This window comes from Streptomyces sp. NPDC034103 (assembly GCF_055575395.1).
The window spans coordinates 364,639-376,609 of sequence record NZ_JBVISS010000005.1 but is presented as its reverse complement, the minus strand read 5'-3'; the positions used below and the strand labels follow the sequence as shown (position 1 = coordinate 376,609).

At 71.7% G+C, this 11,971-nt stretch carries 6 protein-coding genes; 3 read left to right on the top strand and 3 right to left on the bottom strand.

The features are described from left to right. The first annotated feature begins 14 nt into the window (after positions 1 to 14). Complete coding sequence (gene moeZ / locus ACZ56U_RS13475) at positions 15 to 1,193, top strand: adenylyltransferase/sulfurtransferase MoeZ (RefSeq protein WP_469084160.1); 1,179 nt, start codon at positions 15 to 17, stop codon at positions 1,191 to 1,193. A gap of 56 nt (positions 1,194 to 1,249) precedes the next feature. Here the strand turns inward: moeZ and ACZ56U_RS13470 are convergent, their stop codons facing one another. The 3 genes from ACZ56U_RS13470 to ACZ56U_RS13460 all read right to left on the bottom strand — a co-directional run bounded on the left by ACZ56U_RS13470 (position 1,250) and on the right by ACZ56U_RS13460 (position 7,474). Next, entirely contained in the window at positions 1,250 to 2,809 is a 1,560-nt protein-coding gene (locus ACZ56U_RS13470) for an alpha/beta hydrolase (RefSeq protein ID WP_469084159.1), read from the bottom strand. 239 nt (positions 2,810 to 3,048) lie between these two features. Then, positions 3,049 to 4,593 (bottom strand): alpha/beta hydrolase, encoded by a 1,545-nt coding sequence (locus ACZ56U_RS13465; protein WP_469084158.1) that lies wholly within the window; start codon positions 4,591 to 4,593, stop codon positions 3,049 to 3,051. Positions 4,594 to 4,726: 133 nt separating this feature from the next. Continuing rightward, positions 4,727 to 7,474 (bottom strand): lysylphosphatidylglycerol synthase domain-containing protein, encoded by a 2,748-nt coding sequence (locus tag ACZ56U_RS13460; RefSeq protein ID WP_469084157.1) that lies wholly within the window; start codon positions 7,472 to 7,474, stop codon positions 4,727 to 4,729. Positions 7,475 to 7,659: 185 nt separating this feature from the next. Between ACZ56U_RS13460 and ACZ56U_RS13455 the strand changes: the two genes are divergently transcribed. Further along, on the top strand, positions 7,660 to 8,025 hold the full coding sequence (locus ACZ56U_RS13455; protein ID WP_469084156.1) for an MGMT family protein: 366 nt from the start codon (positions 7,660 to 7,662) through the stop codon (positions 8,023 to 8,025). A gap of 275 nt (positions 8,026 to 8,300) precedes the next feature. Continuing rightward, positions 8,301 to 11,864: an ATP-dependent helicase gene (locus ACZ56U_RS13450; RefSeq protein WP_469084155.1), complete on the top strand. Its 3,564-nt coding sequence runs from the start codon at positions 8,301 to 8,303 to the stop codon at positions 11,862 to 11,864. The last annotated feature ends 107 nt before the right edge of the window (positions 11,865 to 11,971 follow it).

The following is an 11,971-nucleotide window of genomic DNA, read 5'->3' as shown; positions in this document are numbered from 1 at the left end:
CCAACGGAGTCCCCGTGTCGCTGCCACCCCTGGTCGAGCCCGCATCTGAGCTCACCGTAGACGAGGTCCGCAGGTACTCCCGCCACCTGATCATCCCCGACGTCGGGATGGACGGGCAGAAGCGGCTGAAGAACGCCAAGGTGCTGTGTGTGGGCGCCGGCGGCCTGGGCTCGCCGGCGCTGATGTACCTGGCCGCGGCGGGCGTCGGCACGCTCGGCATCGTGGAGTTCGACGAGGTCGACGAGTCGAACCTCCAGCGCCAGATCATCCACAGCCAGGCCGACATCGGCCGCTCCAAGGCCGCGTCCGCGCGCGATTCCGTCCTCGGTATCAACCCGTACGTGAACGTGATCCTTCACGAGGAGCGGCTCGAGGCCGACAACGTGATGGACATCTTCAGCCAGTACGACCTGATCGTCGACGGCACCGACAACTTCGCGACCCGCTACCTGGTCAACGACGCGTGCGTGCTGCTCAACAAGCCGTACGTGTGGGGCTCGATCTACCGCTTCGACGGCCAGGCCTCCGTCTTCTGGTCCGAGCACGGCCCCTGCTACCGCTGCCTCTACCCGGAGCCCCCGCCGCCGGGCATGGTCCCCTCCTGCGCCGAGGGCGGCGTCCTCGGCGTGCTGTGCGCGTCCATCGGCTCCATCCAGGTCACCGAGGCCATCAAGGTCCTCACCGGCATCGGTGAGCCCCTGGTCGGCCGCCTGATGATCTACGACGCCCTGGAGATGCAGTACCGCCAGGTCAAGGTCCGCAAGGACCCGAACTGCGCGGTCTGCGGCGAGAACCCGACCGTCACCGAGCTCATCGACTACGAGGCCTTCTGCGGTGTCGTGTCCGAGGAGGCCCAGGAGGCGGCCGCCGGCTCGACGATCACTCCCAAGCAGCTCAAGGAGTGGATCGACGACGGCGAGAACATCGAGATCATCGACGTCCGGGAGATCAACGAGTACGAGATCGTCTCCATCCCGGGCGCCAAGCTGATCCCGAAGAACGAGTTCCTCATGGGCACCGCCCTGGAGAGCCTCCCGCAGGACAAGAAGATCGTCTTGCACTGCAAGACGGGTGTCCGCAGTGCGGAAGTCCTCGCCGTCCTGAAGTCCGCGGGCTTCTCCGACGCCGTGCATGTGGGCGGCGGCGTGATCGGCTGGGTCAACCAGATCGAGCCGGACAAGCCGGTCTACTGACCGCACCCGCTGCGAACGGCGGGGGCTGCTCCACTGCGGAGCGGCCCCCGCCGTCGTCATGAGCAGACCTTGCCGTCCTTCGGCACCGTGCCCTTGAGCAGATACGCGTTCACCGTGGAGTCCACGCAGTCGCTCCCGCTGCCGTAGGCGCCGTGGCCCTCGCCCTTCCAGGTGAGCATCACACCGACGTCCTTGCCCAGCTCGTCCGCCATCTTCCGGGCACCCTCGTACGGGGTCGCCGGGTCGCCGGTGTTGCCGACCACGAGGATCGGCGGGGCGCCGGGTGCGCTCACCTCCGGGGTGTCCCACTGCCCGGTCACCGGCCAGTCGTGGCACCAGCCGGCCGTGTCCCAGCCGAGGAAGGCCCCGAAGACCGGCGAGAGCTTCTCGAACGTCGGCAGCAGCTTCTTCGTCTCCGCCGCGGTCGGCCGCTGCTTGTCGTCCAGGCACGATATGACCCGCTGCGAGTGGGTCGTCGTGCCGTAGTGCCCCGAGGTGTCCCGCTCGTTGTAGCCGTCGGCGAGCGTCAGCAGCTCCGAGCCGTCGCCCTGTTCCGCCGCCTCCAGCGCGCTCGTCAGCGTCGGCCAGCTGGCCTTGCTGTACAGCGGCAGCACGATGCCGGTGACGGCGAGGGTCTGGGTGAGCTTGCGGTCGGAGCCTGTCGGCAGGGGGTTGGCGTCGAGGTCCTTCAGCAGGTCGGCGATCTTCCGCGTGCCCTGCTCGGGGTCCTGGCCGGTCGACTTCAGGTAGTCGTCGAGGGCCCGCTGGAAGCCGCGGGTCTGGTTCTCGGCGTGCCCCACGGTGTCGGCGCTCGGGTCGACGACCGCGTCGAGGATCAGCCGCCCCACGTTCTTCGGGAACAGGTGGGCGTAGACACCGCCGAGCTCGGTGCCGTAGGAGATGCCGAAGTAGTGCATCTTCGCGTCGCCGAGCACCTGGCGCATGAGGTCCATGTCGCGGGCGGTGTCGGTGGTCGACACATGCGCCATGAGGGCGCCGGCGGACTTCTCGCAGCCCTTGCCGAAGTCGGCGGCGTCCTTGAAGTACGCGGCCTCCTCGGCCGTGGTGTCCGGCGTGGCGTCCAGGCTCTCGGCGGACTGGATCTCCCTGTCGTTGCGGCAGCGGATGCCCTCACTGGCGGCGACACCGCGCGGGTCCCAGCTCACCAGGTCGTACCGCTCGCGCAACGAGGAGACCGTCGAGCCGTACATCGGCATCATGGAGACCCCCGAGCCGCCCGGGCCGCCGAAGTTGAACAGCAGGGAGCCGATGCGCTCGCTCTTGTCGCCGCGCGCCTTGGAACGGATCAGCGCCAGTCCGATCGTCCTGCCCTTCGGCTTCGACCAGTCCAGCGGCACCTTGAGCGTCGCGCACCGCCAGTCGCTGCTCGGCGCGGGGGAGTCCGCCGTGCTTTTGCAGCCCGCCCAGTCAAGCTTCTGCGAGGTCAGCGAGGACGGCAGCGCGTCGGCCTTCTCCGTCCCGGAGGAACCCGACGACGGGTCGGCCGCCTGCGTCCCCTCATCACCCTTGCCGTCGTCGGACGAGCCGCCGCTACAGCCCCCCACCAGCAGTGCCGCGGCGGCGGCCAGAGCCGTCCACCGTACGAAACGCGTCATCGCATTCCCCCCTCGCAGGCCGCCCGCACCGTGCAGCGGATGGCGGTTCTGCCATGGTAGGCGGCTCGCAACACCGCTGCGCAGGGCTGTGGATAACGCTCTGACCTGCTGGTTTCTGTGATGTGGGTGGTCCATGGCGGGTGGTGCGTGGCCCATGGCGGGTCGTGTGGAGGGGGCCAGGCGTCCGGCGGTCGGTCGGAGGTCGGCGCTCGGCTCTCGGGAGCAGGCCGGCCCGGGGTTCAGGAGCAGACCGTCCCCGCCGCCGGCACCTTCCCGTTCAGCAGATAGCCGTTCACCGCGCTCTGTACGCACCTGTTCTTGCTGTCGTAGGCGCCATGCCCCTGCCCCTTGTACGTCAGTTCCACGCCGACGCCCTTGCCGAGGGCGTCCACCATCTTGCGTGCCCCCGCGTACGGCGTGGCCGGGTCGCCGGTGTTGCCGATGACGAGGATCGGGGCGGCGCCGGGTGCGCTGACGTCGGGGTGCTCGGCGGCGCCCGCGACCGGCCAGTCGGTGCAGCTGACCATGGACCAGGCCAGGTAGTCCCCGAAGACCGGCGAGGCGGACCGGAACGCGGGCAGTTTCCGCGTCACGTGGTCCTCGGTGTAACGGGGCTTGTCGTCGGCGCAGTTGATGGCGATGTTGGCCGCGGCGAGGTTGCTGTACTGACCGTCCTCGTTGCGGCCGTTCATGGAGTCGGCGAGCACCATCAGCCCCCGCCCGTCCCCGTCGTACGCCTGCTCCAGGCCCTCGGTGAGGTACTCCCAGAAGTCCTTCGAGTACAGCGACTGGGCGATGCCGCTGGTCGCGGCGGTCTGGGTCAGCTTGCGCAGGCCGATGCCGGGGAGCGGCGCGCTGTCGAGATCCTTCAGCAGCTTGGCGATGCGGTCCTTGACGCTCTGCGCGCTGTCGCCGATCGGGCATTCCTCGGTCTGCGAGACACAGTCCTCGGCGAAGTTGTCGAGTGCGAGCTGGAAGCCCTTGGCCTGCCCGAGCGAGCCCTGCTCGGCGTCCTCGGTCGGGTCGACGACCGCGTCGAAGACGGCACGGCCCACCTTCTTGGGGAACAGGTGGGCGTAGACGCCGCCGAGCTCGGTGCCGTAGGAGACGCCGAAGTAGTGCAGTCGTTCGTCGCCCAGGACCTGGCGCATCAGGTCCATGTCGCGGGCCGCGTCGGTGGTGCCCACATGGGGGAGCACCTTCTTGGAGTTGTCCTCGCAGGCGGCGTTGAACTCCTTGGTGTCGGCCAGCAGCTTGGCACGCTCGGCCGCGTCGTCGGGGGTGGCGTCCTGCTGGAAGTACGCGTCCAGCTGGAGCTCGTTGAGGCACTCCACGGGCGCGCTGCGGCCCACTCCGCGCGGGTCGAAGCTCACCAGGTCGTAGCGGGTGCGCAGTTTCGCGTAGTCCTCGCCGAACGCGGGCAGCGTGGTGACGCCCGAGCCTCCGGGGCCGCCGAAGTTGAAGACGAGCGAGCCGATACGCCTGCTCTCGTCGCCGCTGGCCTTGGCGCGGATCAGCGCGAGCTCGATCGTGTCGCCCTTGGGTCTGGCCCAGTCGAGGGGCGCCTTCAGGGTGGCGCACTGCCATGTGTCGCCGTTCGGCAGGGGTGACGGGGCGTCACCGCCGCCCTCCGCCGCGGACGGTGCCGGACAGTCCTTCCAGCTCAGCTTCTGGGCTGTCACGTCCTGGTGCTCGGAGTCGTCGCCGCAGCCCGCGAGGAGGGCGGCCAGCAGGACGGCGGAGACGCTCAGGGCAGCGGCGCGCAGGCGGAAAGGGTTCGGCATGCTCCCATCCTGCGGTCGGGCATGCCGGGCCGCTCGGGGCACGGGCCGTACGAGGTACGCGTGCACGGGCGGTGCGAGGTGCGCGTGCACGTGCCGTATGAGGTACGCGTGAGCGCCACGCGCGCGTGGTCTCCTACAGCGCGCCCTTGCGGGTGAGGTGGTTGAAGGCGAGCCAGCCCGGCAGCACCGGGATCCACAGGGTCAGCAGCCGGAACAGCAGTACGGCCGGTGCGGCGACCTCGCTGGGCAGTCCTACGGCGATCAGACCGACCGTCAGGGTCGCCTCGACCGCGCCCACGCCTCCCGGGGTCGGGGCCGCCGAGCCGAGCGCGTTGCCGGCGAGGAAGACGACGGCGACGCTGGCGATGCTGATCGAGGAGCCCTCGGTGCCGAACGCGCGGATCGAGGCGTCCAGGCACATCACGAAGCAGGCGGTCAGCAGGAGCATGCCGCCGATGCCGGTGAGGAGTTTCTGCGGCCGCTGGAGCACGTCGAGCATGCGCGGCACGACACCCGCGAAGAGCGAGCGCACGCGCGTGACGACGAACTTGCGCAGGAACGGCACCGAGGTGACGACGAGCACGAGCACCGCGACCGTCAGCAGGCCCGCGATGACCGTCCGGGACGGTGACAGCGACGGCGTCTTCTCGGTACCGGTCAGATAGCCGAAGGACAGCAGCATCAGGATGTGGCAGCCGAGCCCGAACAGTTGCGAGGCGCCGACACTGGCCACCGCGAGCCCGGGCCGCACCCCCTGGCGCTGGAGGAAGCGCGTGTTGAGCGCGACACCGCCCACCGCGGCCGGCGCGACGATCTTCACGAACGACCCGGCGACCTGCGCCCCCACGGTCCGTACGAACGGCACCCGCTCGGGCACGAACCCCAGCAGCGACATCGCCGCCGCGAAGTAACTGGCCGCCGAGAACAGCACGGCCGCGGCGACCCAGCCCCACTCGGCGTTCTTGATGAGCGGGCCGAACTCGATGTGGGTGAGCTGGGTCAGCAGGAAGTACGCGCCGATGGCCCCGGCGATGAAACTGATCAGCGTCCGCGGCCGCACCCGTTCCAGACGGGCCGGCTCGACGGGGGCCTGCGGCCTGATCAGCAGCACCTCGTGGCGGATCTGGGTGAGCAGGTCCTCCTCGCGTGCCTCCTCCAGTGCCTCGTCGATGGCCCGCTTCTCGGCCCGCGCCTCCGCGCGTACGGCTTTTTTGTCGGGTTTCTCGAGTACGGGTCGAGCGTTGTCGTGGGCCTCTTCGAGCCTGGCCTGCTTGGCCTGACGGGAGGCTTCGAGGATCGCGTCGCGCTCGCGCTGGGCGCGTTCCCGGGCCAGTGCGCGCAGCGTCGCGCGCGTGGAGCGGCTGAGCGCGATGGGCTGGAGCATCGGCAGACAGTCGGCCACGGCGTCGGGACCGAGCACGCTCACCGCCGCGGCCACCGCGCGTTCGGCGCCCACGCGCAGCCCGAGGGTCACCAGCAGCTGGGAGATGTCCATGCGCAGCAGCAGGTCGCCGGCCGCGATCTCGCCGACCCGCAGGTCGGTGAGGATCACCGTGCCGGAACGATCCACCAGGATGGCGTCCCCGACCAGCCTGCGGTGTGCGATCCGCCGGGACTGAAGTGCCCGCACCTGGTGCCAGGTGTCGCGCAGGAGGTCGTCGGTGATGTCCTCGTCGGGCAGCGAGTCGAGGGTGCGGCCGCCAGTGTGCTCGTAGACGAGTATCACCGCGTCGGGGCCGAGCTCGGAGGTCGCGATGAGCTTGGGGGCGTTGGCGCCGGCCGCGATGGCCGCGTAGGCGAGCAGGGCCTCCTGCTCCAGTGCCTGGCGCAGCGAGGGAAGGCTGCTGCGGGTGGCGAAGCCGCGCAGGGTCAGATTGCGCCACGCGCGGTAGAAGAACCCCTGCGCCTGCTGCTCCCGGTCGACCACGGTCACGTCCAGCGGCGGGCCGTCCTCCAGGGTGACGAAGTAGCGTCGGCCGCGGTCGCCGGTCTCCGGCGTCTCCGGGACCTCCTCACGGGCCGCGCTCACCGGGTGGAACCCGACGTGCCGAAGGCCCGCCATCAGCGTCCGCCCGGTGGGCTGGACGTTGGGCGAGCCGACCGCGTAGAGCGTGCCGTAGGCGACGGTCCAGCCGATCAGCACGGTCAGGATGATCGAGAACGGTGTCGTGTATCCGGTGACGAGCATCGAGAAGGCGTCGAGCATCAGCACGATCCACAGCACCGCGCGCCAGCGTGGTCGCCGGGACATGCCGACCGCGGTCATGTACGCGATGACCGGCGCGAGATAGCCGTGCACCGGGTCCGTCAGGGCATGGATGTCGCCGGGGGAGGGCTGGGTGAGCGCTTCCTGGATGGAGTCGGGGGCGCCCTTGGCGACCCAGAGGTCGGTGGCGAGGGTCACGCCGTGCGCGAGGACCGCCGCGAGCACGCCGTCGGCGATGCGTAGTCCGTCCCGCTTGATCAGCCGCTCGATCGCGAAGGCGACCGGCACCAGCAGGATGGCGATGCTGGAGGCCAGCCCGGCGATCTTGATGAGCAGGTCGGGCGCCTGTCCGGTGCCCTTGTTGATGTCCTGTTCCAGGCCCGAGGTGGTGCCGTGCGCGAACGCGGCGATCGCCAGCAGGATCACCACCGCCAGCACCCCGACCAGCAGCCGCATCAGGTCCGACGGGCGGTGCACGCGCGCGGGGAGGAGGGGTTCGTCGCCCTCGACCGCGTCGCTGTGAGTCTCGTCGTCGAAGTCCGCCGCCGTGGTCGGCGTCTCGTCCCTGCCGCCGGTGTCCGACACCGATGCCTCGTCCTTGTCGCCGGTGCCCGGGCGCGACGAAGCGTCAGAGGTGCTTTCCGCGTCCTCCGGGTGCACGCCCTGCTGCTTCATCGACTCTTCTTGATCTCGTATCACCGGTCACCGCCCGCACGATGGTGGCATGCTCCACCGACACACGGGGGCATCAGGGTGCAAACGCGGGGCGCACAGTCTGCCGGAAGCGCCGCTCCGAGGCGAGGGACCCCCGCGGCCGCCAGCGCGTCACATTGTCGGTGGGGTGGGGCAGGATGGGGCGGATGAGCGACGAGAGCCTCCCGCGCGACGCCCTGCCGGAGTACGCCGAGCGGGTCCTGGACGTGGCCGAACTCATCCCACCCGGGCGCGTCATGACGTACGGCGACGTGGCCGAGTGGCTGGAGGAGGGCGGCCCGCGCCAGGTCGGCCGGGTGATGGCCCTGTACGGGGGAGCGGCGCCGTGGTGGCGGGTGGTCCGCTCGGACGGCGTGCTGCTCCCCGGCCACGAACTGCGGGCCCTCGACCACTACCGGGCCGAGGGCACGCCGCTGAGGACGGCGAGCAGGACCGCCGAGGGCCATCTGCCGCGTCTCGACATGAGACGGGCGCGATGGGACGGCGGCGAACGCGCGGAGGGTCACATCTGACAGCTTCCGCCATCGGACGGGTCCAGGGGCGAGAAGTGATCCGTCCGAGGGAAACGGGCGAAAGCGGGCACGTCGGTGGCATGGCGTACGTTCGTGGGGCGAGGGACACAGGAGTCGTGAGCGCCGCGAGGGTCGCGAGGGAAGAAGCGGAAGCCCTGCTTCCGATCTGTCCGTCGGCGTAGCGTCGGCTGCACACGTCCCCCTCACCCCGCGCCCACCGCCCCCCACACGCGGTGGCCATTCGACCAGCACACCCACCAGGACCGGCGAACCACGTGAGCTCCTCTTCCTCCACCAGGCGCCTGTCGCACCCCCAGGTGCGACAGGGGAGCCGTGGCGCTTACCGACTGGTGCGTACCCCGCCGGCCCGCGTGGACCCCCCTCGACTGGACGCCGCACAGCGCTCCGTGGTTGAGCACCGGGCCGGTCCGCTGCTCGTCCTCGCGGGCCCGGGCACCGGGAAGACCACCACCCTCGTGGAGTCGGTGGCCGCCAGGATCGCCCGCGGCGGCGACCCCGCGCGCGTGCTGGTGCTGACGTTCAGCCGCAAGGCGGCCGTCGAGCTGCGCGACCGCATGGCCCTGCGCATAGGAGCCGCGCGCGCTCCCCAGGCGACCACGTTCCACTCGTTCTGCTACGCCCTGGTCCGCGCCCACCAGGACAGCGACCTGTTCGTGGAGCCGCTCAGGCTGCTGTCAGGCCCCGAGCAGGACGTCGCCGTCCGCGAGCTGCTCGCCGGCCAGCCCGACCTGGAACGGCTCGGCCTCGCGCATGTGCGCTGGCCGGACGAACTGCGCGCCTGCCTGACCACGCGCGGGTTCGCCGACGAGGTCCGCGCTGTCCTCGCCCGCAGCCGCGAACTGGGCCTCGGTCCCGGCGCGCTGGACGCCTTCGCCCGCCGTATCGGCCGCCCCGACTGGCGGGCCGCGGCCGCCTTCCTCGCCGAATACCTGGACGTCCTCGACCTGCAGGGCGTCCTGGACTACGCCGAACTGGTCCACCGCGCGGTGCTGCTCGCCCAGCGCGACGAGGTCGCCGAGCGGCTCGCCGCGCAGTACGACGCCGTCTTCGTGGACGAGTACCAGGACACCGACGCGGCCCAGGTACGGCTGCTGCACGCGCTGGCCGGCGGCGGCCGCACCCTCGTCGCCTTCGGCGACCCCGACCAGTCCATCTACGCCTTCCGGGGCGCCGACGTGAACGGCATCCTCGACTTCCCGCACGCCTTCCCGCGCGCGGACGGCCGCCCGGCGCCCGTCGAGGTCCTGCGCACCTCCCGCCGCTCCGGCGCCACCCTTCTCGCCGCGACCCGCCTGTTGACCCAGCGCATGCCGCTGACCCGGCTCCCGGCCGAGAAGGTCCGCGCCCACCGCGAACTCGCCCCGGTCCTTGAGGGCGGCCGAGTCGAGGTCTTCACGTACCCGACGCCCGGGACGGAACTGGACAACATCGCCGACATCCTGCGCCGGGCGCATCTGGAGGACGGCGTCCCCTGGGGCGAGATGGCCGTCCTGGTGCGCGCCGGCTCGCGCACGATCCCGACGGTCCGCAGAGCCCTCACCGCGGCCGGGGTGCCCCTCGACATCGACGGCGACGACCTGCCGCTGCGCCATGAACCGGCGGTGGCGCCCCTGCTGACAGCGCTGCGCGCGGTGGCGACCGCGGAGACCTCGACGCGTCCGGAGGAGGCCCTCGCCGAGGATCTGGAGCACAGCTCCGTGGAGTCTGCCGCCGAGGGGCTGGAGCACGGTCGCGGGGAGTCTGCCGCCGGTGGTCTGGAACACAGCCGCGGGGAGTCCGGCGCCGAGGATCCGGTGCCCAGCTCCGTGGAGTCTGCCGCCGAGGGGCTGGAGCACGGTCGCGGGGAGCCCGCCGCCGAGGTGCACGGCTCCGTGGAGCCCGCCGCCCAGGAGCCGGAGCACGGCTCCGAGAGGGGCGCCCCGGCCCCCGACCCCTGCTGGCTCGACGCCGAGACCGCCCTCACCCTTCTCGCATCCCCCCTCGCCAGCATGGACGCCGCCGACCTGCGCCGGTTGGGCCGTGCCCTGCGTGACGAGGAACGGGCCGCCGGCAACCCGCTGCCGCCGCCCTCGGACGAACTGCTCGCGCGGGCGCTGGCCGAGCCGGAGCGGCTGGCCGTGCACGACCCCGTGTACGCGCGCGGCGCCCAACGTCTCGGCGCGCTGCTGCGCAAGGCCCGGGAGCGTCTCGCGGGCGGCGGCAGCGCCGAGGAGGCGCTCTGGGACCTGTGGGAGGGCACACCGTGGCCCACCCGTCTGGAGCGGTCCGCGCGGCGGGGCGGCGCGGCGGGCCGTAACGCCGACCGTGACCTGGACGCCGTGTGCGCGCTGTTCGCGACCGCCGCGCGCGCGGAGGAACGCACCGGCGGCCGGGGTGCCCTGAACTTCCTGGCGGAGATCGACGCCGAGGACATCGCCGCCGACACCCTCACCCGGCGTGCCGTACGCCCCGACGCCGTCCGCCTGATGACGGCGCACCGCTCCAAGGGGCTGGAGTGGCGCCTGGTCGTCGTCGCGGGCGTCCAGGAGGGCCTCTGGCCGGACCTGCGCCGCCGCGGCTCCCTTCTGGAGGCCGACCGCATCGGCCGCGACGGACTCGCCGAACCGCTGACCCCGGGAGCCCTCCTCGTCGAGGAGCGTCGCCTGTTCTACGTGGCCGCCACACGCGCGCGTGAGCGACTCGTCGTCACGGCGGTCAAGGCGCCCGCCGACGACGGCGACCAGCCCTCCCGCTTCCTCACCGAACTCGGCGTCGAGCCCAAGGACGTCACGGGCCGCCCCCGCCGCCCGCTGTCCGTCGCCGCGCTCGTCGCCGAACTGCGGGCCACGACCGTCGACCCGCGCGTCTCCGACACCCTCAGGGAGGCCGCGGCCCGCCGGCTGGCCCGGCTCGCCGCGCTCGCCGACGAGGACGGCCGTCCACTCGTCCCGTCCGCCCACCCCTACCGCTGGTGGGGCATGTACGAGCCGACCGAGAGCAAGGTGCCGCTGCGCAACCGCGACCAGCCCGTCGTGCTGTCCGGCAGCGCCCTCGACCAGCTCGCCAACACCTGCGCCCTCCAGTGGTTCCTGGGTCGCGAGGTGAAGGCCGACGCGCCCGCCACCGTCGCCCAGGGCTTCGGCAACGTCGTCCACGTCCTCGCCGACGAGGTCGCCTCCGGCCACACCCCGGCCGACCTCGCCGTTCTCATGGAGCGCCTCGACTCCGTGTGGAACGCGCTCGCCTTCGACGCGCCCTGGAAGTCGGCGCAGGAGAAGGAGAACGCGCGCGTGGCGCTCGAACGCTTCCTGAAGTGGCACGTGATGGACCGCGCCGGCCGCACCCCGGTCGCCAGCGAGCACGACTTCGACGTGACCCTGGAGGCGGGCGACTACGAGGTGCGCATCCGTGGCCAGATGGACCGGGTCGAGACGGATGCCGAGGGCCGCGCCTACGTCGTCGACTTCAAGACCGGCAAACAGGCCCCCACCGCGCGCGAGGTCGAGCACCACCCGCAGCTCGCGGTCTACCAGCTGGCCGTCCGCGAGGGCGCGGTCGACGAGGCCTTCGACGGCGAACGACCGCGGCCGGGCGGCGCCGAACTCGTCCAGCTGCGCCAGGGCGCGGCCAAGCGGGACGGCGGCGAGACGCTGCCCAAGGTGCAGGCCCAGGAAAGCCTCGAAGGCGCGGCGGGGGAGTGGGTCGGTGACCTGCTCGCCACGGCGGCCGGCAAGGTCCTCGACGAGCGGTTCACCCCGAGCGCCGGGCAGCACTGCACGCACTGCGCGTTCCGTGCGTCGTGCAGCGCGCGGTCCGAAGGACGTCACGTGGTCGAGTGAGCGCACCGGTGTGACCGGTTGCACCACGCGTGCTGACCTGCGCCTCTTGCGACCCTGAGGCGGTCCGGAGGGTGATTCGTCCTCGACTGTCAGTGGGCGCCGCTAGC

Bases quoted from the DNA above. Each gene is read 5' to 3' on its own strand.
- ACZ56U_RS13470 (WP_469084159.1), bottom strand. From the start codon at position 2,809: ATGACGCGTTTCGTACGGTGGACGGCTCTGGCCGCCGCCGCGGCACTG.
- ACZ56U_RS13460 (WP_469084157.1), bottom strand. From the start codon at position 7,474: ATGAAGCAGCAGGGCGTGCACCCGGAGGACGCGGAAAGCACCTCTGAC.
- ACZ56U_RS13465 (WP_469084158.1), bottom strand. From the start codon at position 4,593: ATGCCGAACCCTTTCCGCCTGCGCGCCGCTGCCCTGAGCGTCTCCGCC.
- ACZ56U_RS13455 (WP_469084156.1), top strand. From the start codon at position 7,660: ATGAGCGACGAGAGCCTCCCGCGCGACGCCCTGCCGGAGTACGCCGAG.